Source organism: Lysinibacillus sp. NPDC096212 (genome assembly GCF_044763105.1).
In the GTDB taxonomy this organism is placed as follows: Bacteria; Bacillota; Bacilli; order Bacillales_A; family Planococcaceae; genus Lysinibacillus.
The window spans coordinates 124,288-148,632 of the sequence record NZ_JBIWFQ010000007.1; the positions used below are offsets into that span (position 1 = coordinate 124,288).

General features: G+C 38.8%; 27 protein-coding genes and 2 other annotated features. Of the genes, 24 read left to right on the forward strand and 3 right to left on the reverse strand.

The window, feature by feature from the left end; translation table 11 throughout:
* Positions 1-256: 256 nt before the first annotated feature.
* Entirely contained in the window at positions 257-466 is a 210-nt protein-coding gene (locus ACIQ7T_RS09515; protein WP_370077775.1) for a hypothetical protein, read from the forward strand.
* Between the two features lie 129 nt (positions 467-595).
* Here the strand turns inward: ACIQ7T_RS09515 and corA are convergent, their stop codons facing one another.
* Positions 596-1,555, reverse strand: coding sequence for a magnesium/cobalt transporter CorA (gene corA, locus ACIQ7T_RS09520; RefSeq protein ID WP_370077773.1), 960 nt, complete (start codon positions 1,553-1,555; stop codon positions 596-598).
* Between the two features lie 49 nt (positions 1,556-1,604).
* Entirely contained in the window at positions 1,605-2,291 is a 687-nt protein-coding gene (locus ACIQ7T_RS09525) for a class I SAM-dependent methyltransferase (RefSeq protein WP_370077771.1), read from the reverse strand.
* A gap of 121 nt (positions 2,292-2,412) precedes the next feature.
* On the opposite strand from ACIQ7T_RS09525, the gene ACIQ7T_RS09530 reads away from it, so the two are divergent.
* From ACIQ7T_RS09530 to ispD, 8 genes are all read left to right on the forward strand, one after another.
* Positions 2,413-2,718 carry a magnetosome magnetite crystal formation protein family gene (locus ACIQ7T_RS09530; RefSeq protein ID WP_370077769.1) on the forward strand — a complete coding sequence of 102 codons (306 nt, stop codon included), beginning with the start codon at positions 2,413-2,415 and terminating at the stop codon, positions 2,716-2,718.
* A gap of 203 nt (positions 2,719-2,921) precedes the next feature.
* Positions 2,922-3,392 carry a CtsR family transcriptional regulator gene (locus ACIQ7T_RS09535; protein ID WP_049662772.1) on the forward strand — a complete coding sequence of 157 codons (471 nt, stop codon included), beginning with the start codon at positions 2,922-2,924 and terminating at the stop codon, positions 3,390-3,392.
* A 14-nt stretch (positions 3,393-3,406) separates the two neighbouring features.
* Positions 3,407-3,955: a UvrB/UvrC motif-containing protein gene (locus tag ACIQ7T_RS09540; protein WP_370077767.1), complete on the forward strand. Its 549-nt coding sequence runs from the start codon at positions 3,407-3,409 to the stop codon at positions 3,953-3,955.
* Entirely contained in the window at positions 3,952-5,061 is a 1,110-nt protein-coding gene (mcsB, locus tag ACIQ7T_RS09545) for a protein-arginine kinase McsB (RefSeq protein WP_370077765.1), read from the forward strand. The genes ACIQ7T_RS09540 and mcsB overlap by 4 nt, the downstream gene beginning before the upstream one ends.
* Positions 5,051-7,495: an ATP-dependent Clp protease ATP-binding subunit gene (locus ACIQ7T_RS09550; protein WP_370077763.1), complete on the forward strand. Its 2,445-nt coding sequence runs from the start codon at positions 5,051-5,053 to the stop codon at positions 7,493-7,495. The genes mcsB and ACIQ7T_RS09550 overlap by 11 nt, the downstream gene beginning before the upstream one ends.
* 142 nt (positions 7,496-7,637) lie before the next feature.
* Positions 7,638-9,014 (forward strand): DNA repair protein RadA, encoded by a 1,377-nt coding sequence (gene radA / locus ACIQ7T_RS09555; protein WP_370077761.1) that lies wholly within the window; start codon positions 7,638-7,640, stop codon positions 9,012-9,014.
* A gap of 454 nt (positions 9,015-9,468) precedes the next feature.
* Complete coding sequence (locus ACIQ7T_RS09560; RefSeq protein WP_370077759.1) at positions 9,469-10,554, forward strand: PIN/TRAM domain-containing protein; 1,086 nt, start codon at positions 9,469-9,471, stop codon at positions 10,552-10,554.
* A gap of 12 nt (positions 10,555-10,566) precedes the next feature.
* Entirely contained in the window at positions 10,567-11,262 is a 696-nt protein-coding gene (gene ispD / locus ACIQ7T_RS09565) for a 2-C-methyl-D-erythritol 4-phosphate cytidylyltransferase (protein ID WP_370077969.1), read from the forward strand.
* A 182-nt stretch (positions 11,263-11,444) separates the two neighbouring features.
* On the opposite strand, the gene ACIQ7T_RS09570 is transcribed toward ispD, so the two are convergent.
* Positions 11,445-13,103 (reverse strand): SWIM zinc finger family protein, encoded by a 1,659-nt coding sequence (locus ACIQ7T_RS09570; RefSeq protein WP_402869977.1) that lies wholly within the window; start codon positions 13,101-13,103, stop codon positions 11,445-11,447.
* Between the two features lie 281 nt (positions 13,104-13,384).
* On the opposite strand from ACIQ7T_RS09570, the gene ispF reads away from it, so the two are divergent.
* The 15 genes from ispF (at position 13,385) to rplL (ending at position 24,340) form a co-directional block, all read left to right on the forward strand.
* Positions 13,385-13,861, forward strand: coding sequence for a 2-C-methyl-D-erythritol 2,4-cyclodiphosphate synthase (gene ispF, locus ACIQ7T_RS09575; protein ID WP_370044013.1), 477 nt, complete (start codon positions 13,385-13,387; stop codon positions 13,859-13,861).
* 91 nt (positions 13,862-13,952) lie between these two features.
* Entirely contained in the window at positions 13,953-15,413 is a 1,461-nt protein-coding gene (gene gltX, locus ACIQ7T_RS09580; RefSeq protein ID WP_370077755.1) for a glutamate--tRNA ligase, read from the forward strand.
* A 50-nt stretch (positions 15,414-15,463) separates the two neighbouring features.
* Positions 15,464-15,682: a binding site (T-box leader), on the forward strand.
* A gap of 186 nt (positions 15,683-15,868) precedes the next feature.
* Positions 15,869-16,519 (forward strand): serine O-acetyltransferase EpsC, encoded by a 651-nt coding sequence (gene epsC / locus ACIQ7T_RS09585; protein WP_323648541.1) that lies wholly within the window; start codon positions 15,869-15,871, stop codon positions 16,517-16,519.
* Positions 16,516-17,916, forward strand: coding sequence for a cysteine--tRNA ligase (cysS, locus tag ACIQ7T_RS09590; protein WP_370077753.1), 1,401 nt, complete (start codon positions 16,516-16,518; stop codon positions 17,914-17,916). Before epsC ends, cysS begins: the two co-directional genes overlap by 4 nt.
* A gap of 5 nt (positions 17,917-17,921) precedes the next feature.
* Positions 17,922-18,341, forward strand: coding sequence for a Mini-ribonuclease 3 (locus tag ACIQ7T_RS09595; protein ID WP_053482829.1), 420 nt, complete (start codon positions 17,922-17,924; stop codon positions 18,339-18,341).
* Entirely contained in the window at positions 18,341-19,093 is a 753-nt protein-coding gene (gene rlmB / locus ACIQ7T_RS09600) for a 23S rRNA (guanosine(2251)-2'-O)-methyltransferase RlmB (RefSeq protein ID WP_370077750.1), read from the forward strand. The genes ACIQ7T_RS09595 and rlmB overlap by 1 nt, the downstream gene beginning before the upstream one ends.
* Positions 19,094-19,095: 2 nt before the next feature.
* The gene (locus ACIQ7T_RS09605; RefSeq protein WP_370077967.1) at positions 19,096-19,608 is read left to right on the forward strand and encodes an NYN domain-containing protein; all 513 of its coding nucleotides are present in this window, start codon (positions 19,096-19,098) and stop codon (positions 19,606-19,608) included.
* A gap of 67 nt (positions 19,609-19,675) precedes the next feature.
* Positions 19,676-20,323: an RNA polymerase sporulation sigma factor SigH gene (sigH, locus tag ACIQ7T_RS09610; RefSeq protein ID WP_370077748.1), complete on the forward strand. Its 648-nt coding sequence runs from the start codon at positions 19,676-19,678 to the stop codon at positions 20,321-20,323.
* A gap of 76 nt (positions 20,324-20,399) precedes the next feature.
* Complete coding sequence (gene rpmG, locus ACIQ7T_RS09615; RefSeq protein WP_132362667.1) at positions 20,400-20,546, forward strand: 50S ribosomal protein L33; 147 nt, start codon at positions 20,400-20,402, stop codon at positions 20,544-20,546.
* Between the two features lie 48 nt (positions 20,547-20,594).
* The gene (secE, locus tag ACIQ7T_RS09620; protein ID WP_053596042.1) at positions 20,595-20,780 is read left to right on the forward strand and encodes a preprotein translocase subunit SecE; all 186 of its coding nucleotides are present in this window, start codon (positions 20,595-20,597) and stop codon (positions 20,778-20,780) included.
* A gap of 388 nt (positions 20,781-21,168) precedes the next feature.
* Complete coding sequence (gene nusG, locus ACIQ7T_RS09625; protein WP_049662801.1) at positions 21,169-21,702, forward strand: transcription termination/antitermination protein NusG; 534 nt, start codon at positions 21,169-21,171, stop codon at positions 21,700-21,702.
* A gap of 225 nt (positions 21,703-21,927) precedes the next feature.
* A complete protein-coding gene (rplK, locus tag ACIQ7T_RS09630) occupies positions 21,928-22,353 on the forward strand; it encodes a 50S ribosomal protein L11 (RefSeq protein ID WP_004233593.1) in 426 nt (141 codons plus the stop codon).
* A 119-nt stretch (positions 22,354-22,472) separates the two neighbouring features.
* On the forward strand, positions 22,473-23,171 hold the full coding sequence (gene rplA, locus ACIQ7T_RS09635) for a 50S ribosomal protein L1 (RefSeq protein WP_370077746.1): 699 nt from the start codon (positions 22,473-22,475) through the stop codon (positions 23,169-23,171).
* 61 nt (positions 23,172-23,232) lie between these two features.
* Positions 23,233-23,379: a sequence feature (ribosomal protein L10 leader region), on the forward strand.
* Positions 23,380-23,411: 32 nt separating this feature from the next.
* Positions 23,412-23,912: a 50S ribosomal protein L10 gene (gene rplJ, locus ACIQ7T_RS09640; protein WP_370077744.1), complete on the forward strand. Its 501-nt coding sequence runs from the start codon at positions 23,412-23,414 to the stop codon at positions 23,910-23,912.
* A gap of 68 nt (positions 23,913-23,980) precedes the next feature.
* On the forward strand, positions 23,981-24,340 hold the full coding sequence (rplL, locus tag ACIQ7T_RS09645) for a 50S ribosomal protein L7/L12 (RefSeq protein WP_049662812.1): 360 nt from the start codon (positions 23,981-23,983) through the stop codon (positions 24,338-24,340).
* Positions 24,341-24,345: the final 5 nt, after the last annotated feature.

A 24,345-nucleotide genomic window follows, 5' to 3' on the forward strand; every position in this document is an offset into this window, starting at 1 on the left:
TAAAAAATCGAATTGCTTAGTCTGTTAATTTTTCGAAATATATGGTATTTAGTCTATTCTACTATTTTTTGTAGTAAATTTGGTTAAAATTTTACTTTATTTCTTTATTTTTTTATAGGTATTATAGATGACTGTCGATTAAAAGACATGAAATAGACTATTAAAAAGGTAATAGGTAAATTGAATTTGAAATAGGAAACCTGTAAAATACGAACTGTTTAGGTTGAACGTAACAATAGTTTTGGGGAGGTATTACATGGAAAAGAAACGTTTCAAATTTGTTATTCCGGTTATGGTAATTGTAGCAATTGGATCGGTTTACATGTTACGAAACTACTATGCTGAAGTACCAGACTTAGATCAACTATTAATTACTGTCTGTGCAACATTAGTATCTGGGGTACTCGCTTACTTTTTATTTCCACAGCAAGGCGAAGATAAAATTGATGATCGTGGCCCTTACTGACAGTAAAAAGGCACCTTAGAAAAATCTCTAAGGTGCCTTTAGCTTGTCGACAAAAGAATAGCTGGCTGATTGCTTGGCTTCGATCTGTGATGTTGGTCCCAAAGGAGTTATTAGCAATAAACTATCATTTTAAGATTTAAATAAACCGAACCATCCTTTAAGTTTAAAGACTCCCAACATAAATAAAACGATAAGAATCATAATTCCGAGTACAATAAAGTAGCTAAATTTCCCGTGTAGCTCTGGCATATAGTCAAAATTCATTCCATAAACACCAGCAATAAATGTCAGAGGAATAAAGATTGTTGAAACAATTGTTAAGGTCATCATGATGCCATTCATGCGACTAGAGCTCATCGCCATATAACTATCACGCATATCCGCCGTGAGCTCACGGTTGGATTCGATCATTTCGGTGAGTTTAAGTAGATGATCGTAAATATCTCCGAAATAAGCTCGCTCTGATTTCTTTAGTGAAAATCGGTAAGAGTTAAGGATACGATATAATAGATCGCGCATTGGTAAAATGGTGCGTCGTAGATCAAGCAAATCACTACGGAATTCAAACACAACTTTCATAGCATTGGGGTTACTTTGATAAGTAAGCTCATCTTCTAGTGCATTTAAATGATCCTCAATCTTATAGACAAGCGGGAAATAGCTATCAACGATTTTATCGATTACCTGGTATGTTAAATATACTGTGCCGCGTTCCCAATTCTTTGGCTGTTTTTCTAACATCATTTGTACTCGATCTATTTCCGGAGCTCCGTTTTTATGAAATGTGACAATAAATTTATTAGAAACAAAAATGTTTACTTCCTCAGCTGTTAATTCTTCGTTAACTCTTTGGATAACAAAGAAATGGAAATCATCATAAAAATCGAGCTTTGGCCGCTGTAAACGCATTAAACAATCTTCTATAGCGAGTGGATGAAAGTGGAAAAATGTATCTAACAGTAGTTCTTCCTCATCGGTCGGACAATTAAAGTCGACCCAGTACCATTCAAATTCGTTTTTGTATATATCTTCAAGCGGAAAATCCTTTATAAGCTTTTGATCTTTTGTAATTCCAATTGTGCGTATCACAGCATTCACCTCAATCCTGTTCATTCTATCCTAACAGGTGTATATATCTTCAAAAGAAACTTTCTTTATAACATATCCAACCACCAAATAAAGTCGTAGCAAAGAACCTAGATGGTTTTGTAAAGCCTGCCTGCTGTAATAGTGATAAAATGTCCTCTTCACGCATAAATGAAAGAGAACGTATGGATTTCTCCATTTCCGCTACGTCTGATGGTGATAGCTTTGTATGTTGTAGCCAATAAGCACGCCATAGATCAAATTGTAGCTCAGTTTCTATGGAACCAGGTTGCCCGTATTTTGAGACGAGGACAAATGGAGCACCGGGCTTTAAATTATTCGCTATTTCTTTTAATGTTGCAAGCTTCTCTTGATCATCTTGTATGAAATGAAGCACTAATAAACAGCTTGCTGCATCAAACTTCTCTGTAGGTAGCTGAGTGTCCAGTATAGTTCCTTGATATAAAGAAATATTATTAGGTAGAGATTTTAAACGTTCACTAGCTATTTGCAGCATCGATTCTGACGGATCTAAGCCAACAAATGACCAATGAGGTCTTTTCTCAGCGAGCTGTAAAATTTCATTGCCGCTTCCGGAGCCAACTACTAAAAATTCAGCTTTTTCATGTAACGCAGATTGGTAAAAGGTTTGTGTCAAACGTAGCATTGCATCATAGCTTGGGAGCGTGCGACGAATACCTTTTTCGTATTCGTTTGCAAGTTTGTTATTAAATTCCATCGGGTATCACATGCCTTTCAAAAAAATTTTTAAAATCCAATTTATATTTGAAACTATTTAAGGAGTAGGTCCGTAAATAGTAGTACATAAAATAAAAAATCAAATGGAAGGGTTGATATAAATGGAAACTAAATGGTCTAAGGTAATCATACACGCAAGTGCGTTTTTTGCGCCATGGTTAGTACCAATTATATTTTTCTTAATTGGCTCGGATGAAGAGGTAAAGAGTCTCTCTGTGCAAGCTTTATTGTTCCAAGTTGTGATGATAGTGTTACTTACAATTTCGGGTATTTTCAGCGTCCTACTCATTGGGATACCGTTCTTGATTGTATTTGGTATTATGTATTTTATTGCGCCAATTATTGGTATTGTGAAGGCTTTATCTGATGAGCCTTGGCGTTATCCAATTGTTGGTCGATGGGTATAATTTTTATAGACGCAAGTATATGCTAGTTGCATATGCTTGCGTTTTTTCTATTGCTGAAACGGGTATCTTATAACTAAGGACAGGGCACTTTAATTTTTCTATGTGCGAATTAATTGCAATTATTTTCAAGCGTTTTGTATAATATACTCAAAGAAAGTCAAAGATAGTCAAAGTCAGTGGAGTAAGCGAGGTGTATTCCTAAAATGCGTAATATATCAGACATCATAGAAGGCTACTTAAAGCAAGTACTTGAATTAGGTGGAGAAGGGCATATTGAAATAAAACGTAGTGAAATCGCAGATAAATTTCAATGCGTGCCCTCACAAATAAATTATGTAATCAATACAAGATTTACTGCCGAACGAGGTTACCTTGTTGAAAGCAAACGTGGTGGTGGTGGATACATTCGAATTTTACGTGTCCGCGCGAATTCACAAATTGATTTAATCGATGATGTCCTCAGGCAAATAGAAGGTGGGGCATCGCAAATAATGGCAGAAGATTTAGTGTATCGACTAATTGATGAGCAGGTAATTTCAAAGCGAGAAGCGAAAATAATGTTAGCAGCAGTTGATCGCTCAACTATCGATTTGCAACTCCCGTTACGGGATAACATTCGAGCAAAAATTTTACGAGCGATGCTAACAACGATTAAATATGAACAGCAAAAATAAAAGAGGTGATGGAAATGATATGCGAACATTGCAAGCAGCGTAATGCGACAGTTACCGTAACACAAGTTCAAAGTGGCCAAAAAGTGGAGCATCATTATTGTGACGTCTGCGCCTCGCAGTTCCATCCATTTCATGCTGAATTTAAGCAAGAGCCAGTATCTATTCAACAGCTATTATCTAATTGGTTTGGCTCCCCTACATGGCAGCAACAACAAGTGGGTGAAAAACAGCAGGCACCACCACAACCGCAAACTTGCCCACAATGTGGATTTACCTATAAACAATTTTTAAAAGAAGGTAAATTTGGATGCCCTAGCTGCTATGACACCTTTAGCGAGCATTTGCCGAAGCTCTTTAACCGTATTCAGGCTGGCCCTCAACATATAGGGAAAATGCCCGGTGCTCGAAACAATGTTCATGTCATCAAAAAGCAAATTGAAGATATTCGTAAACGTATGAAAATTGCTGTAGATGAAGAACAATTTGAAGATGCAGCAAAGCTTCGTGATGAAGCGAAGGAACTTGAGAAACAGCTACAATTTGAAGGTGGTGATGTGTCGTGATGATTGAGTCGTTTTTAGAGCGTGCTACACCAATATGGATGAGTGTAGAGGACGATTATTCAGATATTGTCATAAGTACACGCATCCGCCTTGCGCGAAATTTAGATGGTTATCGTTTTCCATTAGCCTTTACAGAGGATGAAGCATTACAGGTGGAACAGGCAGTTACACATGCAATTAAGGATAGTACAGAACTTCGAGAAAATTATTCATATTTTGCTATTAAAGACTTAACGTCTTTACAGCGTCAAATACTTGTGGAAAAGCACTTGATTAGTCCTCAGCTTGTAAAAAAAGAGCGAGTTGGCTCCATGCTCTTATCTGATGACGAATCAACTAGCATTATGGTGAACGAAGAAGACCATTTACGCATTCAATGTATGACAGCGAGTTTTCAACTTCAAAAGGCATACGAGCAAGCTAATAAAATTGATCGTACCCTAGAGAAAGCATTGCCTTACGCATTTCGAGATACATTTGGTTATTTAACAAGTTGTCCAACAAATATTGGTACTGGTTTACGAGCATCTGTCATGATGCACCTGCCGGCCCTTACACTTACGGGTCAGATGAATCAAATCATTAATGCAATGACACGATTAGGAATGACCGTAAGAGGAATATATGGGGAGGGTAGCGAAAATATAGGGAATGTTTACCAAGTGTCAAATCAGATTACACTAGGAAAAACAGAGGATGATATTTTAGCCGATATCCAAAGTGTCGCTGAAAAAATAATTCAAAAAGAACGGCATGCAAGAGGTAAGTTAATGGAAAAAGCAGAGCTTGCCTTAGAAGACCGTGTATACCGTGCTTTAGGGACATTAACTCATGCTCGAATTTTAACGAGTGAGGAGGCTGCTACCTGTTTATCTAATGTTCGTTTAGGGGTAGATTTACAGTTAATTGAAGGTATTAAAGCGACTAAATTAAACGAATGTGTAGTTAGTATGCAACCTGGATTTTTACAGAATTACGCAGGTGACGTTTTGCCACCTACTGAGCGAGATCGCGTACGAGCGGAAATGCTTCGTGAGGCACTATCTCGAGAAAATATGAGTAAGCCTATTATTCGGGGAAAAGGAGAGGATTCATTTGATGTTTAATCGTTTTACACAACGCGCGCAAAAAGTATTACAGCTTGCACAAGAAGAGGCAATTCATTGGAAACACGAATCAATTGGAACAGAGCATATTCTATTAGGCCTTATCCGTGAAGGTGGCGGTATTGCTGCAAAAGCATTAGAAGCCATTGATATTAGTCCTCAAATGATTGAAGCAGGTATTGAAGAGCTTGTAGGGAAAGGTAAAGAGGATGTTGGTCCGATTGTCCACTACACACCTCGAGCTAAAAAGGTAATAGAACTATCTGTTGATGAATCACGTAAATTAGGTCATTCCTATATCGGCACAGAGCATTTACTATTAGCGCTTATTCGTGAAGGTGAAGGTATAGCGGCCCGTGTATTAAATAATGCTGGTGTCGGATTGAATAAGGCTCGTCAGCAAGTGCTATTGTTATTAGGCAATAACGATAATGCTCAATCTGGTCAACAAGCTGCACAGGCTGCCAATACGCCAACATTAGATAGCCTTGCGCGTGATTTAACGCAAATTGCTCGTGAAGGCACTTTAGATCCAGTCATTGGTCGAAGCAAAGAAATTACACGTGTTATTGAGGTTCTGTCACGTCGTACAAAAAATAACCCTGTATTAATTGGGGAGCCAGGTGTTGGTAAAACAGCTATTGCTGAAGGCTTAGCACAGCAAATCATTAATAATGAAGTGCCAGAAATTCTCCGTGATAAACGTGTTATGACACTTGATATGGGGACAGTTGTTGCTGGAACAAAATATCGTGGTGAATTCGAGGATCGCTTGAAAAAAGTAATGGATGAAATTCGCCAAGCAGGAAATGTTATTTTATTCATCGATGAATTGCATACATTAATCGGTGCAGGTGGTGCGGAAGGTGCCATTGATGCGTCGAATATTTTAAAACCATCTTTAGCCCGTGGCGAGCTTCAATGTATTGGTGCAACAACTTTAGATGAGTATCGCAAATATATTGAGAAGGATGCGGCATTAGAGCGTCGTTTCCAACCAATTCAAGTTGATGAGCCAACTGTAGAAGAAGCGATTCAAATTATTCAAGGTTTACGTGATCGTTATGAAGCACATCACCGTGTGAAAATCACAGATGAAGCAATTGAAGCGGCAGCAAAAATGAGTGATCGATATATTTCTGATCGTTTCTTACCAGATAAGGCGATTGACTTAATCGATGAAGCGGGTTCTAAAGTACGCTTACGTTCATTCGCAGTGCCACCAAACTTAAAGGCACTTGAAGATAAGCTTGAAAATGTGCGCTCTGAAAAGAATGCTGCTGTCTCAGGTCAAGAATTTGAAAAAGCAGCGTCATTAAGAGATACAGAGCAAAAGCTAAAAGATGAAATTGAAACTACGAGAAAAAATTGGAAGGAAGAACAGGGTAAAGCTGAGTCAAAAGTTACAGTAGATGATGTAGCAGCGGTAGTATCTATGTGGACTGGAATTCCAGTTTCAAAAATTGCTTCAGAAGAATCTTCTAAGTTATTACAACTTGAAGAAGAGTTACACAAACGAGTTGTAGGTCAAGGAGAAGCGGTAGAGGCAATTTCTCGCGCAATACGTCGTGCAAGAGCTGGTTTGAAAGATCCGAAACGACCAATTGGCTCATTTATTTTCTTAGGCCCTACAGGGGTTGGTAAAACAGAGCTTGCTAGAGCACTAGCTGAGGTTATGTTTGGTGATGAGGACGCAATGATTCGCGTTGATATGTCTGAGTACATGGAAAAACATTCGACTTCACGTTTAGTTGGTTCACCTCCAGGCTATGTAGGCTTTGATGATGGCGGTCAACTAACAGAAAAGGTTCGTCGTAAACCGTATTCAGTAGTATTACTAGATGAAATTGAGAAGGCTCATCCAGATGTTTTCAATATCTTACTTCAAGTACTTGAAGATGGCCGTTTAACAGATTCTAAAGGTCGAGTAGTAGATTTCCGCAATACAGTTGTTATTATGACATCAAACGTTGGTGCAGATGCTTTAAAATATCGTAAAAACCTTGGTTTCAATGTAGGTAGTACTGATACGAAGTATAAAGATATGAAGGGTACAATGCTTGAGGAATTGAAAAAAGCATTCCGTCCAGAGTTCTTAAACCGTATCGATGAAATGATTGTCTTCCACTCACTAGAAAAAGAACATTTAAAAGAAATCGTAGCAATGATGGCGAATGCTTTAACAAAACGTCTAAAAGAGCAAGACATTTCGTTAGAGTTAACGGATTCGGCACTCGAGAAAATTGCTGAGGAAGGCTACGATCCTCAATACGGTGCTCGTCCACTACGTCGTTCATTGCAAAAACAAGTAGAAGACCGATTATCGGAAGAACTGCTGAAAGGCAATGTAGAGAAGGGCAACCAAGTTATCATTGATTACGTAAATGATGAGTTTGTTGTGAAGAAAAAAGAGGAAGTTTCTACTTCTAAATAATCTTCATCTGTGGGGGGCTTCTCCATCTCCCCTCTGCCCGTTAAATGTTTATTTAAAAAGGACAGCGAGGCTTTAAGTGCCAAGCTGTCTTTTTTTATGTACAATAATAAATATAAGAACAAATATTCGAGGTGGATGCAATTTGGCAAAGAAAAAAACAAAATTTGTATGCTCAAGCTGTGGCTATGAATCTGCAAAATGGATGGGAAGATGTCCAGGGTGTGGGGAATGGAATAAGATGGTTGAAGAGGTGGAGGTCGTCGCGAAAGGGCCACGTGGGGCATTCCAACATTCTGCTACGGTTACCCAAAAGGCTCTCCCTATTATGCAGATTGAAGCTGCTGAGGAATCACGAGTTGCAACAGAAATGGGTGAGCTTAACCGAGTGTTAGGTGGAGGCATCGTGCCGGGTTCTCTTGTGTTAATTGGGGGAGATCCTGGGATTGGGAAGTCGACGTTGTTATTACAAGTATCTGCATTGCTATCGAATAAAGGGCATCGTGTGCTCTATATTTCTGGTGAGGAATCCATCCGTCAAACAAAGCTACGTGCAGAACGTTTAGGAGTGGTATCACAAGAGCTGTATATCTATTCTGAGACGAATTTAGAGTTTTTAAATCAGACCATTGACGATGTGCAGCCAAAGTTTGTTATTGTCGATTCTATTCAAACTGTTTTTCATCCGGAAGTAACGAGTGCACCTGGTAGTGTATCACAAGTGCGTGAATGTACAGCAGAACTTATGCGGATTGCAAAAACGAAAGGAATTGCAATTTTCTTAGTTGGACATGTAACAAAAGAGGGACAAATTGCAGGACCACGTATTTTGGAGCATATGGTTGATACAGTATTGTATTTTGAAGGAGAACGCCATCATAATCACCGTATTTTACGCAGTCAAAAAAACCGTTTTGGCTCTACGAATGAAATTGCTATCTTTGAAATGCTCCAGGGGGGCTTAAAGGAAGTGTTAAACCCGTCTGAGTTGTTCTTACAGGAGCGTTCACAGGGAGCGGCAGGGTCAACAATCGTAGCCTCAATGGAAGGTACACGGCCAATTCTAGTTGAAATTCAGTCACTTGTAACACCAACAAGCTTTAATTATCCGAAACGAATGGCAACAGGTGTCGATCAAAACCGTGTACAACTGCTTATGGCCGTTCTTGAAAAGAGAATGGGCCTCATGCTACAGGCTCAGGATGCATATATTAAAGTTGCTGGCGGCGTGAAGCTTGATGAACCTGCAATTGATTTAGCTGTGTTAACAAGCATCGTTTCAAGTTTTAAGGATCAAGCTGTCAGAGCAACGGACTGCTTGATTGGGGAAGTAGGTTTGACAGGCGAGGTGCGTCGTGTATCTCGTATTGAACAACGTGTGATTGAGGCAGCAAAGCTCGGATTTAAACGGGTCTTCATACCGGCTTCGAATATCGGTGGATGGGATTTCCCGCAAGGTATTGAGGTAGTTGGTGTGGAAACGATAAAGGATGCATTGACTGCTTGCTTTAGAGAGCTATAAAGAAGCTTGTGCATGTTGGACAATGTTCTGACATGCACTTTTAATTTATTTCAGCGGGTGTACAAACACCCGCTGAAATAAATTAAAGCCTAAGGCGGATGTCACGGAAATCGGCAAGGAGTTCTTTGTGAATGCACAAAGCCGATTCCGGACGCAATTATGCCGAGGCATAATTGATTTGCAAACTTTTGTAATTCAGAGATAGAAGGTAGGAAACTCTAAGAGGGGAAACGGCGTCTAAGATAACGTCTGTGAAAAGGCTCCTTTAATGCCCAGCAGATGCTTAAGCATTTCTAATTTGAGTGTGAAGGATTTCGGTAATTGGTTTCCTCTTTCATTAGAATCGAAATGATTGTTCAAAAGAAGAGATATAATGATGCTTTGGTGGGTTCATAAAAGATTTTCTACAGTAAACTATGTATAATTATATATTAAAAATGGGAGGTGACAGTTTATGAAAAAATTTGTTCAAATTGCTTTTTTACTGATTGGAGGAGCATTAGGCCTTGTTTTCTTACCGCCATTATACGAATTGCTTCATTTATCATCTAATCCTTGGCTTGATAATCCCTACGTATCAGTAGCTTTAGGAGCGCTTTTACTGTTTACACTATCGTTTGCCTTTTCGGATTATTTCGTAAGGCTTATTAGTTGGATGGAAGAGGTGCTATTTAAAGTACCTGTTGGAGATTTATTATTTGGTACACTGGGACTTATTATCGGGCTAATCGTTGCTTATTTTTTAGGCTTTGCAATTGATAGTATGGATTTACCGAAATTTACAAAGGTTTTACCAGTTATACTGTCATTTGTGCTTGGCTATTTAGGGTTCCGTGTAGGCTTTAAAAAGCGAGATGAATTAATCCAGCTATTTACGTTACGTGGTAATAATACGAAGAAAAAATTAGCGGAAGGTGTAGAGCCTCAAGAAGTACGAGGCAGCTATAAACTGTTAGATACTAGTGTTATTATTGATGGTCGTATTGCAGATATTTCTGAAACAGGCTTTATAGAAGGTACTCTAGTTGTACCTCAATTTGTCCTTACTGAGCTTCAGCATATTGCTGATTCTTCGGATACATTAAAGCGTACAAGAGGTCGTCGCGGCTTAGATATTTTGAAGAAATTACAAGATGAACGTATGACGAAGGTACAGATTTCGGAAGAGGACTTTGAGGATGTGCAAGAGGTTGACTTAAAACTAGTACGCCTTGCAAAGAAAATGGGGCACGATACACAAATTGTGACGAACGACTTTAACCTGAACAAAGTTTGTGAGCTCCACCACGTTAAAGTGCTGAACATCAATGATTTAGCAAATGCAGTAAAGCCTGTCGTAATTCCAGGTGAGGATATGCAAGTGATGGTCATTAAAGATGGCAAAGAGCATAATCAAGGGGTTGCCTATTTAGATGACGGCACAATGATCGTTGTTGAAGGTGGACGTAGCTATATAGGACAGGCAATTACAGTAACCGTAACAAGTGTTCTTCAAACATCAGCAGGTCGTATGATTTTTGCTAAACCAAAGGATGACTAGGAAGTGGGAAATGTGCAATATGAAGTAGTGTTGCCTGCTGCGGGAAGCGGAAAGCGAATGGGTGCAGGGCAAAATAAGTTGTTTTTAAATCTTTTAGAAAAACCGATCCTCATACACACGCTGGAGGTATTTGAACAGGATAGCCAGTGTACAGGTATTTGGCTTGCAGTGAAGCCTGAAGAGCGTGTATTTATTCAAGAAATGCTAGAGAGGTATGGAATTACTAAAGTTAAAGGTTTACCTGATGGTGGTGCAGAGCGACAGCATTCCGTCCATTCGTGCATGAAAGAAATGAAGCAGGTTGATATTGTGCTTGTGCATGATGCTGCGCGTCCATTTATTACGCATGATATTATTGCGAATCTTGTACAAAGTGCGCATGGATTTGGCGCTGCGATTGCGGGAGTTCGTGCGAAGGATACAATGAAAAAAGTACGCAATGGTATTATTGAAGAGACAATTGATCGAGAAAGCTTATGGATGATTCAAACGCCACAAGCATTTCAATTTGATTTGATTGTCGAGGCGGAGGATGTCGCTGAGAAGGTAGGCTTCCTTGGAACCGATGAAGCAATGCTTGTTGAACGTCTCGGACATGAGGTGCATATTGTAGAAAGCAGCTACGAGAACGTAAAGATGACAACGCAAGAGGATCTAGTTTTCGGTGAAGCGATATTGCGTAAACGTGCTTTGTATGAGAATAGTTGAAGTGAGATATATTAGGTAAATTAAAATGGTAGCGGCTAGAGCAGCTATACAAAATCCCGTAAAGAAGTAGCACTATAACTTCTTATGGGATTTTATTTTAACTTCTTTCAGCTATGTTCTTAAATGCTTCAATTCCTCAAAATGTAAAGCTGTTAAGAAACTCTTTTTGCAGAGAAAATCCACTATTTCATAATACTCTTTAATTCCTCTATAAAAGCAGGGCGCTTTGGGTAAGTTTGCAGTAAATCAGTAATCAACCGTTCAGCTTCTACGGTATAGCCAGCCTTACGCATAATATTGATAGAACGACAGACATCTTTATAATTTTTTCGATTAGCGGAAGATTGAGCATCGATAGTGACGGCGTCAATAAAGAGTGCACAAACTTCTTCATAGTACTGCTCTTTAATGAATTGATAATAGTCCTCTATTCGTGTTGGGTATTCTTTGCAATAGTCTAGAATACGTTTAGATTGCTGTTCCTCTACAATAAGTCTTGCATATAATTGTGAATTGGTAAGGCTGTTTAATAATTCTTCCAGAACCTCCGGCCATTGTTCAGTAGAGTGAAGAGCTTTGAACTCCTTGTAAAAATCATAATCACCCTGTTGTAATAGCGTTAAAGCTAATTCGCGCATCTCTTCTGTATGCCCTAAATGCTGATGAGCTAGAAAGGCATAGCGTTGCCACATGCTCACAATTCCTGGGAGTTGTTGATCTTGCTGGATCCCATCTGCTGTTAATTGTAATATTTTTTCATATTCACCGCGGTTAATGGCAGATTGAATAATTTGTTCACGCATATGGTAGTCCTCAATATGCTTCTCCAAAAATGCCTCTACTTCCTTACTGCTGTATTTATTCTGTAATAAGTGAAGCTCAACTTGATTTAACTCTTTGTTTATATATTGTGCATTCCAATCATCTGATGTACTTTCCATCGAATGAATGAGGGTTTTGAATTGCTCCTCAATCGCATCATCCACACAAAGAGGAACACAGGCATGGAGTAAATGAATTCGACAGTCTACCCAGCCATCTAACTCGTGTTGCATTGCTTTTTGAATAACAAGTTCATAGACTGTTTCATACTGCTCTTTTGACCAAAGACTAGCTCCTTCTTCAATCGCTTGACTAATTAATTCAAGACTTTCATTTATGGCATCACCGAAATGACCATCGGAATCATCACCATATTGTAGTGCCTCTAATGTGTATTGAAGGCACAGAAAACTAAGCTCAATAGCTGTAATATAATTCTCTTCGTCAATATGCTCCTTAGCGTGTTGAAGTGTTGAGTAGACACCTTTTAGTGCTTTCGATGCCCGATGACGTGGGATAAAACCGCTACGCCCCTCCTGCCCGCTTTTTAGATGCTGGACAATCATTTTTTTAGCGGCCTTTACTATATCTGTTGGCTCCATTAGTCGCATTTCTAATTCTTGCAAAAAATTAGGGGAGTTCTCCCCAACTGTTAGAATTAGGCTTATTAAATTTTCTTTTGTTTGTGTTGTTAGCAATTGCTGTAATGTTGATTTTTTGACTTTAGATGATCTAGATACTGGTACAGGAGGATTGTTAAGTTGTTCCTTAATCGCGTATAGCACAGCGGCAATATGCTTGCAATCATCATCGTAAGGGCAGTCACAATTCGCATATGTAATATCGCCATTTGATGTGATGACGACGTCTACAGTATACGGTTCAGTTCCTTCAACCTCTGCCTGCCAATTGCTATTGTCAATTTGCATAATATCAATGACATGATTTTTTACATAATAATCGTGTCCACGCTGTATAATTACTTTTTTAAATTGCTTTTCAAAAGTATTGATGTTCATGTCAGTCCCGCCTTATCGTATTCGTATTAGATTAATGCAAGCATAACAAAAAATACGAGGGAAATGAGAGTCCAATAGTATATAACTTAGTCGAGACACTCATTTCCTAGGAAATATGTTAAAATGTGAGGGTATAATATAGAGTAAATATAAAAGTGAAAGAAGGTGAATGAGACTGCCTTATGAGCTGAATAGACGCTTTTTAAGTCTGCATATTTTTTGAAGTAAATAGGCTTCATGTGGTGGATTTTATTTATCTTATTAGACAGTCTCAAAATCATATGTTTCGAGTGGGACAAGGATTTGACGTGCATGCATTTGAAGAAGGGCGTCCATTAATTATTGGTGGTATAACAATTCCTCATGAAAAAGGGTTAGTAGGGCATTCGGATGCAGATGTTTTATTACACACTGTAACAGATGCAGCGTTAGGGGCTATTGGTGAGGGAGATATCGGTCGTCATTTCCCAGACACAGATCCCGCGTTCAAAGATGCTGATTCAGCAAAATTATTAGAGCATATTTGGAAGATTGTTGAGGACAAGGGTTATGTTCTAGGCAATGTGGATTGTACGATTATGGCACAACGTCCGAAAATGGCACCATATATTGAACAAATGCAAAATCGTATTGCTGAATTACTTCATGCAGAGCCTTCTCAAGTGAATGTTAAAGCAACAACAACTGAACGTTTAGGTTTTACAGGTCGCGAGGAAGGGATTGCGGCTATGGCGACAATCCTATTGATTAAGAAGTAAAAGCAGGCTCTCAGCGCTTTTATTTCCTGTAACAGAGTGGTAAAATGAACAAAGTCAATTTTTTGAACGAAAATTTAGGAGGCTTTTAATTATGGCGAAAGAAGTTCGTGTTCGTTACGCGCCATCCCCTACTGGTTTCTTACATATCGGTGGAGCGCGTACAGCGTTATTTAACTATTTATATGCAAAACATCATGACGGTAAATTCATCGTACGTATTGAGGATACAGATATTGAGCGTAATGTAGAGGGCGGAGAAGCATCTCAGCTAGATAATTTAAAATGGTTAGGCATTGAGTATGATGAGTCGATCGATATTGGTGGACCATATGCACCTTATCGCCAAATGGAGCGTCTTGATATTTATAAAGAGCACGCTGAAAAGCTACTAGAACAAGGTTTAGCTTACAAATGCTTCTGTTCTTCTGAGAAATTAGAAGCGTCTCGTGAAGAACAAAAAGCACGAGGTGTTGCAGCTCCAACTTATGATGGCACTTGTCGTCATTTATCAGCAGAGGAAGTTGCGGCTAAAGAAGCTGCTGGTGAACAATATACAATTCGTATGCGCGTACCTGAAAATGTAACATATGAATTTGAAGATTTAGTACGTGGACAAGTAGCATTTGAGTCAAAAGATATTGGTGATTGGGTTCTTGTTAAAGCAAACGGTATCCCAACGTATAACTACGCGGTAGTGCTAGATGATCACTTTATGGAAATTTCACATGTATTCCGTGGTGAAGAGCATTTATCGAATACACCAAAACAAATGATGATTTTTGATGCATTTGGCTGGGAATATCCACGCTTTGGTCATATGACATTAATCATTAATGAAAACCGCAAAAAATTATCAAAACGTGACGAATCAATTATTCAATTCGTCACGCAATATAAAGATTTAGGCTACCTACCTGAAGCGATGTTTAACTTCTTCGCATTACTTGGTTGGTCTCCTGAAGGGGAAGAAGAAATTTTCTCAAAAGAAGAATTTATTAAACTTTTTGATGAAAAACGTCTTTCAAAATCACCATCTATGTTTGATAAACAAAAGCTTACTTGGATGAATAACCAATACATTAAAAAACTATCTTTAGAAGAAGTGGTAGCATTATCTTTACCGCACTTACAAAAAGCTGGTTTATTACCAGAAGAGTTAACAGAAGAAGAACGTGCATGGGCTACAGATTTAATCGCACTTTATCATGAACAAATGAGCTTTGGTGCTGAAATTGTAGAACTATCTCGCCTATTCTTTAACGATCATATTGAATATGATGAAGAAGCAAAAGCAGTTTTAGCAGGGGAGCAAGTACCTGAGGTAATGGCTGCATTTAAAGCACAGCTTGAAGGTTTAGAGGAATTTACACCTGATACTGTCAAAGCGGCTATTAAAGCTGTTCAAAAAGAAACAGGTCACAAAGGTAAAAATCTATTTATGCCAATCCGCGTCGTAACGACAGGTGAAACGCATGGTCCAGAACTTCCTAACGCGATTTGCTTAATTGGTAAACAGAAAACAATTGACCGTGTAGAAAAATTTGCACAATAAGTAGAAATTGATTGACAATTTATTAGTTCGTTGTAAAATGTATTTACATTGAGAAAGCGTTGATAAGGAGAAGTAAGTGGCGCATGCTCCAAAGAGAGGACCATCACCGGCTGAAAGTGGTCTGAGCCTAGGCAAAACTGAAATGCACCTTTGAGTATAAAGCTGAACAACTAGTAGGCTTTATCGATTCGTTCCCGTTACAGAACGTCCAGAGTGGAAGGCTTTCGCCTTCAATCAGAGTGGAACCGCGCAAATTTAGCGTCTCTGTCATTCCTTTTTGGGATGATAGGGGCGCTTTTTTATTTTCTGGACAGTGAATTGAAGCGATGGATGCGCCGGATTCTACTCCATTAACTCTGTGATGAAATCAACGTCAGCTATAGTATTTCAATGGCCAGGGATGCAAGTGGTTGTGTGGAATTAAAGCAGGTCAAAATGAAAAGGGGGAGCTTTTTGTGTTTAAAAGAATGAAGGAAGATGTAGAAACAATTTTTGAGAATGATCCAGCAGCGCGTAGTGTATTCGAAGTTATACTAACATACTCAGGTTTGCACGCTACTTGGTCACACCGAGTTGCCCATTGGTTCTTTAAAAAGCGTTTTTATTTTATAGCCCGTACCATTTCACAAATTAGTCGCTTCTTTACTGGAATTGAAATTCATCCTGGAGCGAAAATTGGTCGACGTTTCTTTATTGACCATGGGATGGGCGTTGTAATTGGTGAAACATGTGAGATTGGTGATAATGTAACGTTGTATCAAGGTGTAACTTTAGGTGGTACAGGAAAAGAAAAGGGGAAACGCCACCCAACATTAGAGGATAATGTACTAGTTGCGACAGGTGCAAAAGTTTTAGGTTCTATTACAATTGGTGAAAATAGTAAAATTGGTGCAGGTTCAGTTGTCTTAAAAGAAGTGCCACCAAATGCTACAGTTGTCGGTATTCCTGGTAAAATAGTGATTAAGGATGGGGTTCGTCTAGAGAAAAAACTAGACCACCAAAATATACCTGACCCTGTAGAAGAACGTTGTCAAGCTTTCGAGAAGCAGATTGCAGCATTGAATCAGGAAATCGAGCGCTTACAAAAGGAGAGAGAAACACAATGAGTATTCAAATTTTCAACTCATTAACACGACAAAAAGAAACTTTCGTACCGCTGGAAGAAGGCAAAATAAAAATGTACGTTTGCGGTCCAACAGTTTATAACTACATTCATATTGGGAATTCACGTCCTGTAATTGTCTACGATACAGTGCGTCGTTATTTCCAATACAAAGGCTATGATGTGAAATTTGTTTCAAATTTCACAGATGTGGACGACAAAATTATTAAGGCTGCAAATGAGCTTGGAGAAGAAGTTCATGAATTAACGGAGCGCTTTATTGCCGCATACTTTGAAGATGTTTCAGCGCTAGGTTGCAAGAAAGCAGATGTACATCCGCGTGTAACAGAGCATATGGATGATATCATTCAATTCATTCAAGTTTTAGTCGATAAGGGCTATGCTTATGAGTCAGCTGGTGATGTCTATTACCGAACTCGTAAATTTAATGGTTACGGTAAATTATCTCACCAATCGGTGGATGATTTAAAAATTGGTGCTCGTATAGAAGCAGGCGAGAAAAAAGATGATGCGTTAGATTTCGCTCTATGGAAAGCTGTAAAGCCAGGTGAAATTTACTGGGAAAGTCCTTGGGGCAAAGGACGTCCGGGTTGGCATATTGAGTGCTCTGTAATGGCACGTGAGCATTTAGGAGATACTATTGATATTCATGCAGGTGGGCAAGATTTAACATTCCCGCATCATGAAAATGAAATTGCGCAATCTGAAGCTCATAATGATAAAACATTTGCGCGTTATTGGATGCACAATGGGTATATTAATATTGATAATGAAAAAATGTCCAAATCCCTTGGTAATTTTATACTCGTTAATGATATTCGTAAACAAATTGACCCACAAGTTTTACGCTTCTTTATGCTCTCTGTGCATTACCGTCATCCGATTAACTTTGCGAAGGATTTAGTAGATGCAGCCGCAAATGGGTTAGAACGAATTCGTACTGCCTACAACAATGTGAAACACCGTTTAACAGCAACTGCGAGCTTAGGTGATCACTCAGAAGAATGGCTTGAAAAAATTGCTGAACAAAAAGCTTACTTTGAAGAAGCGATGGATGATGACTTTAATACAGCCAATGCCATTTCTGTATTATTCGAATTAGCGCGCATCGCAAATATTTATCTAAATGAAACGAATACTGATGAAAAAGTATTAGTAAGTTTTACTGAAACTTTTGAGGTGTTAGGTGACGTCTTAGGTATTGAATTTGCAAAAGAAGAAGAGCTATTAGACGAAGAAATTGAAGCACTGTTACAGGAACGTGTAGATGCACGTAAAAATCGTGATTTTGCTCGTTCGGATGAAATTCGTGACCATTTGCAAGCGCAAGGTATCATTTTAGAAGATACGCGACAAGGAACTAGATGGAAACGAGGGTAAGCAACTTGGATAAACTCCGCAACGAAGATGTTAAGCAATTGAATGCATTAGCGTTAGCCTATATGGGAGACGCAGTTTTAGAACAAAAGATACGAGAGCATTTATTACGTGCCGGCCGTGTCAAACCTAACACACTTCATAGAGAAGCGACGCGTTACGTATCAGCTAAAGCTCAATCTATGATTGTACATCGAATGATGGATGAAGGCTTTTTAACAGAGGAGGAGTTGGCTGTGTTCCGTCGTGGACGCAATGCCAAATCCGGCTCTGTGCCCAAAAATACAGATGTTCAAACATACCGTAATAGCTCAGGTTTTGAGGCTGTGCTCGGTAGTTTATATTTATTAAATGAATTAGAACGCGTCTATGCAATCATTGCATACGCTATTCAAATCATCGAGGAATCAAAAGGAGTGTCGAATTAATGGCAGAGCAAAATGGTGAAATTATTGCCGGTAAAAACCCAGTGTTAGAAGCACTTCGTTCAGGCCGCGATATGAATAAAGTATGGATTGCAGAAGGTGTGAAAAAATCAGGGGTTAATGAACTCCTAGATTTAGCACGAGAACGTGGCGTCATCGTTCAATTTGTCCCGAAAAAAAAGGTGGATCAATTATCAGATGCCAACCACCAAGGAATAGTTGCCTCTGTTGCAGCATATAGATATGCAGAGCTAGAGGACTTATTTGCTGTAGCGGCAAAAAAACAAGAAGATCCATTCTTCTTAATTTTAGATGAGCTAGAGGACCCTCATAATCTGGGCTCTATTATGCGAACTGCTGATGCGATAGGTGCGCATGGTATTATTATTCCGAAGCGCCGTTCTGTGAGTTTGACAGCTGTAGTGGCAAAGGCATCAACTGGAGCAATTGAGCATGTACCTGTTGTGCGTGTTAATAATCTAGCGCAGACAGTAGATGAGCTAAAAGAACGAGGGGTATGGATTGCAGGTACAGATGCCAAAGGTTCTGCAGACTATCGTAAAATGGATGCAACATTGCCGCTTGCGATTATTATTGGTAGTGAAGGCAAAGGAATGGGCCGCTTATTAAAAGAGAAATGTGACTTTTTATATCATCTACCGATGGTTGGGCATGTCACATCACTAAATGCATCGGTAGCTGCTGCACTTTTAATGTACGAAGTGTATCGTAAACGTCAAGAAGCGAATGATTGACAATGAACAATATTTTGCTTGTTGACGGCTATAATATGATAGGAGCTTGGAAAGAGCTACGACCATTACGTGATACTAATTTTGAAGATGCCCGTAAGAGGTTGATTGAGCTTATGGCTGAGTATAAGGCAGCTATGGGGTGGCGCGTAATTATAGTTTTTGACGCGCATCTTGTACCGGGTGTGGAGCAAACTTATTTAGAAAACGATGTCGAAATCATTTATACACGGAAAAACGAAACAGCAGATGAACGTATTGAAAAAATGACACATGAACTAAAAGCTAGAAATGTACAGATTCACGTAGCAACCTCTGATATGGCAGAGCAAAATGTTATTTTTGGTAATGGTGCTCTGCGAAAATCGGCAAGAGAGCTAGAAATTGAGATGGGTATTATCCAACATAAAATTTCTCATGATGTGAAACAAAAGCATGATAGCAAACCGCCATCTCGCATGGAGCTTAAGCCGGATGTTGCTTTAGCCTTTGAAAAGTGGCGGCGTGGTTTGAAATGATTGATTGACTCATATTTTCCAATTCCGTTATACTGTTCCTATTATCTGTTGTGGCTGAGGTGATACCATGTTTAAAAATAATATTGTACAAGTGACACAAGATTTTGAACGATTCAATGATGAAGAACTTATTGAAATGGTGCATCAAGGTAATACAGATGCGTTGGATTATTTAATTACGAAATACCGTTTGTTAGTGAGAGCGAAGGCTAGATCTTATTTTTTAATTGGTGCAGATAAAGAAGACATTGTGCAAGAAGGCATGATTGGTTTGTATAAAGCCATTCGTGATTTTAAGGGAGATAAACTTGCTTCTTTTCGAGCTTTTGCTGAATTATGTATTACAAGACAAATTATTACGGCTATTAAAACAGCTACAAGACAAAAGCATATACCACTAAATTCTTATGTTTCTTTGGACAAGCCTATTTTTGATGAAGAGTCAGACCGTACATTAATGGATGTGTTAACCGGTGCTATTATGGATGATCCGGAAGAATTAATGATTCATAGAGAAGAGTTTGGCTACTTAGAAGAAAAGATGGGTGAGATTTTAAGTGAATTAGAGCTACAAGTGTTAGCGCTTTACTTAGATGGACAGTCTTATCATGAAATTTCTGAGAAATTAAATCGTCATGTGAAGTCTATTGACAATGCTTTGCAACGAGTAAAGCGTAAATTAGAGCGACATTTAGTTCTTGAAGAAATGTCTTAGCGGTTGTATGCCTTTGTTGACATTGACAAATATAGGTGTTAGTCTTGAAAAGACAAAGTGCCGAAAAGGTGATTATATGGCAAAAAAAGTCGTTCTAAATTGCGAAAAATGCGGATCGAGAAATTATACGTTTCCAGCTAAGGAAGATACAACTGTACGCCTCGAATTAAAGAAATTTTGCTCGCATTGCAATGAACATACAGTGCATAAACAAACGCTATAAAATAATTTGTAAATAGACAGATATGATTGATTCGGAGGTTAGGCTAGAATGGGCAAGATTAAAGGCTTTTTCAGCAATGTAATGTCGGAAATGCGCAAAACAAGCTGGCCAAAAAGTAAAGAACTGACGAAATATACAGTCGTTGTAATTTCAACTGTTGTAATTATGGCTTTATTTTTTGTGTTAGTAGACTTAGGTATTTCATCATTATTCCGCTGGTACTTAGAGTTATAATTTAGTAAATAGCATGTTAATACTTCTGAAATAGCCCGTCATTACAATAAACGGGTTTTTTCGTTTGTTTTATCTTCGTTGAAGATAAAGCCTCCGAACGCATTGTTTATCTGCGCGTCAGCGGCAATTACGCCAAGGCGAAATTGAAGAAGTGGACAGCAGTAAAATATTCTCAATATGATAAGTAAGCTACTAGGGATAGTATGAGGGTAGCGATAGATGACTATGCTAGATTTGGTATATATCATCAGGCTTTCGCTAGCTATTAGCGAAAGCTATGTTTTTCTAATGAGCAGTTTGTGAAAAGAGTAAAGAATGCACTTAGCATATCGTGAATCATTTTCACTCTTATTTGTAAGGGAGGGACGGACGAGGAGTCCTAGTAGTTATGGAGAAAAATTGGTATGTTGTTCATACGTATTCAGGGTATGAAAACCGTGTAAAAGCAAACCTAGAGAAACGTGTAGAAACAATGGGTATGCAGGATAAGATTTTCCGTGTTATTGTACCTGAACATGAAGAAACAGAAATGAAGGATGGGAAAAAGCGTACTATGATGCGCAAAGTTTTCCCTGGTTATGTTTTAGTAGAGCTAATTATGACAGATGATTCATGGTATGTTGTACGCAATACGCCAGGTGTAACTGGCTTTATCGGTTCATCTGGTGGTGGTGCAAAACCGACACCTTTATTACCTGAAGAAGCGGATCGTCTACTTCAACAAATGGGAATGACTGACAAAATTGTCGAGATTGATATTTCTGTTGGAGAAGCAGTAGAAGTATTGGAAGGGCCTTTTGCTCACTTCCAAGGACGTGTTGAAGAAATTGACACTGAAAAAGGAAAAGTGAAAGTTTCTGTCGATATGTTTGGTCGCGAAACAATTATGGAACTAGATTTTGAGCAAATACAAAAAATGTAGTTCTAGTAACTAAAGTACATATGTCTAAGACGTATGTCGCAGATTTTGTTAATTACTACTTGCTTAAAAAAATTAAAAGTGGTATCATTTCTAGGTCAGATTGTCATACTTTGGTTTGACGTCTGCAATGATAATTTTAATGTTATCGGCAATTAGCTGACAGACAGATATTGAGTGGGAGGGGCAACCCAATTACCACATCACGGACTTAAGGAGGTGTGTCTCGTGGCTAAAAAAGTTATTAAAGTTGTTAAACTTCAAATCCCTGCTGGTAAAGCAAACCCAGCTCCACCGGTTGGTCCTGCATTAGGTCAAGCAGGTGTGAACATCATGGGATTCTGTAAAGAATTCAACGCGCGTACTGCAGATCAAGCTGGTCTTATCATTCCAGTTGAAATTTCAGTATTCGAGGACCGTTCATTCACTTTCATTACAAAAACTCCACCCGCAGCAGTACTACTTAAAGTAGCAGCTGGTATCCAATCTGGATCTGGTGAACCAAATCGTAAAAAAGTGGCAACGGTTAAACGTGATAAAGTTCGCGAAATCGCTGAAACTAAAATGCCAGACCTTAACGCTGCTTCAGTAGAAGCTGCAATGTTAATGGTTGAAGGTACTGCACGAAGCATGGGTATTGTTATCGAAGACTAATCCCATTACTTGATGATGTATTTGTTTTTTGGAAGGTTGCGGAGTTTCTTTGTGAACGCGCAACCTTTATTCGTGGGAGGTAAAATCCGCTATAACCACAATCAAGGAGGAATTATATAATGGCTAAAAAAGGTAAAAAACTGCAAGATGCAGCAAAATTAATCGACCGTAACGCATTATACGGCGCTCAAGAAGCAATCGAACTTGCTCAAAAAACTAGCTCAGTGAACTTCGACGCTACTGTAGAAGTTGCTTTCCGTCTAGGAATCGATACTCGTAAAAACGACCAACAAATCCGTGGTGCAGTAGTGTTACCAAACGGTACTGGTAAAACTCAACGCGTATTAGTATTCGCTAAAGGTGAAAAACTTAAAGAAGCTGAAGCTGCTGGTGCTGACTATGTAGGCGATGCAGAATACATCCAAAAAATCCAACAAGGTTGGTTTGATTTCGATGTAATCGTTGCAACTCCTGACATGATGGGTGAAGTTGGTAAACTTGGTCGCGTATTAGGACCTAAAGGTTTAATGCCAAACCCTAAAACTGGTACAGTTACTTTCGATGTAACAAAAGCTATCGCAGAAATTAAAGCTGGTAAAGTAGAATACCGTGCTGATAAAGCTGGTATCATCCACGCACCTATCGGTAAAGTTTCTTTCTCTACAGAAAAATTAGTTGAAAACTTCTTAACTGTATTCGATGTAGTGCAAAAAGCGAAACCTGCTGCAGCTAAAGGTACTTACATGAAATCTGTAAACGTTACAACTACAATGGGTCCAGCTCTTAAAGTTGATGCTTCAAGCGTAGTAGTAAAATAATTTAAGTTTTTATGTAAATCTGTTGACGGCGCTGTCTATCTATGATAAGATGGTTGCTGTTGTGAATCATCCATTTGTACCGTAGACAGTAGGAGTGACTTGTCACTTAATGATCCTACCGAGGACAGCGGAATTCGGAATCTTATTTTAAAGATGATGACTTTCAGCCTCTGTGTCTATTTGACCCAGAGGCTTTTCTTTTGTCGGTATAAATGACCCATTCTAATAGGAGGTGTCATCATGAGCAAAGTTATCGAAAACAAACAAGCACAAGTTCAAGAGATTACTGAGAAATTTCAAAATGCTGCTTCTGTAGTAATTGTGGATTACCGTGGTCTTAACGTTACGCAAGTAACTGAACTTCGTAAACAACTTCGTGAAGCTGGCGTTGAGTTCAAAGTTTACAAAAACACTTTAACACGTCGTGCTACTGAAGCTGTTGGTCTTGAAGGAATCAATGACGTATTAGTTGGTCCTAACGCAATTGCGTTCTCAAATGAAGATGTTGTAGCTCCTGCTAAAATCATCAACGAGTTCGCTAAGAAAAACGAAGCTTTAGAAATTAAAGCGGGTATTATTGAAGGTACAATCTCATCTGTTGAAGATGTTAAAGCACTTGCAGAACTTCCATCACGCGAAGGTCTTCTTTCTATGCTTTTATCTGTACTTCAAGCTCCAGTGCGCAACTTCGCACTTGCAACAAAAGCTGTTGCAGAACAAAAAGAAGAACAAGGCGCGTAATATACGCACTATAACTTCCGCGGCCTGACCGCAACAATAAAACATTATCCAATTAGGAGGAAATTATAATGAATAAAGAGCAAATCTTAGAAGCTATCAAAGCTATGACAGTTCTTGAATTAAACGATTTAGTAAAAGCTATCGAAGAAGAATTCGGTGTAACAGCTGCTGCTCCTGTAGCAGTAGTAGGTGCTGCTGCTGGCGCTGCTGAAGAAAAAACTGAGTTTGACGTAGTATTAGCATCTGCTGGTGCTGAAAAAATCAAAGTAATCAAAGCGGTTCGTGAAATCACTGGTTTAGGTCTTAAAGAAGCTAAAGAAGTAGTAGATAACGCTCCTAAAGCTCTTAAAGAAGGCGTTTCTAAAGATGAAGCTGAACAAATCAAAGCTAAACTTGAAGAAGTTGGCGCATCTGTAGAAGTTAAGTAATCTCG

Coding starts and splice junctions, on each gene's coding strand:
- rlmB (WP_370077750.1), top strand. CDS start 18,341: ATGGCAGAGCAAAATGGTGAAATTATTGCCGGTAAAAACCCAGTGTTA.
- ACIQ7T_RS09570 (WP_402869977.1), bottom strand. CDS start 13,103: ATGAACATCAATACTTTTGAAAAGCAATTTAAAAAAGTAATTATACAG.
- ispF (WP_370044013.1), top strand. CDS start 13,385: ATGTTTCGAGTGGGACAAGGATTTGACGTGCATGCATTTGAAGAAGGG.
- ACIQ7T_RS09530 (WP_370077769.1), top strand. CDS start 2,413: ATGGAAACTAAATGGTCTAAGGTAATCATACACGCAAGTGCGTTTTTT.
- secE (WP_053596042.1), top strand. CDS start 20,595: ATGGGCAAGATTAAAGGCTTTTTCAGCAATGTAATGTCGGAAATGCGC.
- ACIQ7T_RS09605 (WP_370077967.1), top strand. CDS start 19,096: ATGAACAATATTTTGCTTGTTGACGGCTATAATATGATAGGAGCTTGG.
- ACIQ7T_RS09540 (WP_370077767.1), top strand. CDS start 3,407: ATGATATGCGAACATTGCAAGCAGCGTAATGCGACAGTTACCGTAACA.
- ACIQ7T_RS09535 (WP_049662772.1), top strand. CDS start 2,922: ATGCGTAATATATCAGACATCATAGAAGGCTACTTAAAGCAAGTACTT.
- ACIQ7T_RS09515 (WP_370077775.1), top strand. CDS start 257: ATGGAAAAGAAACGTTTCAAATTTGTTATTCCGGTTATGGTAATTGTA.
- gltX (WP_370077755.1), top strand. CDS start 13,953: ATGGCGAAAGAAGTTCGTGTTCGTTACGCGCCATCCCCTACTGGTTTC.
- rplA (WP_370077746.1), top strand. CDS start 22,473: ATGGCTAAAAAAGGTAAAAAACTGCAAGATGCAGCAAAATTAATCGAC.
- sigH (WP_370077748.1), top strand. CDS start 19,676: ATGTTTAAAAATAATATTGTACAAGTGACACAAGATTTTGAACGATTC.
- ACIQ7T_RS09560 (WP_370077759.1), top strand. CDS start 9,469: ATGAAAAAATTTGTTCAAATTGCTTTTTTACTGATTGGAGGAGCATTA.
- rpmG (WP_132362667.1), top strand. CDS start 20,400: ATGGCAAAAAAAGTCGTTCTAAATTGCGAAAAATGCGGATCGAGAAAT.
- cysS (WP_370077753.1), top strand. CDS start 16,516: ATGAGTATTCAAATTTTCAACTCATTAACACGACAAAAAGAAACTTTC.
- ACIQ7T_RS09525 (WP_370077771.1), bottom strand. CDS start 2,291: ATGGAATTTAATAACAAACTTGCAAACGAATACGAAAAAGGTATTCGT.
- nusG (WP_049662801.1), top strand. CDS start 21,169: ATGGAGAAAAATTGGTATGTTGTTCATACGTATTCAGGGTATGAAAAC.
- rplJ (WP_370077744.1), top strand. CDS start 23,412: ATGAGCAAAGTTATCGAAAACAAACAAGCACAAGTTCAAGAGATTACT.
- rplL (WP_049662812.1), top strand. CDS start 23,981: ATGAATAAAGAGCAAATCTTAGAAGCTATCAAAGCTATGACAGTTCTT.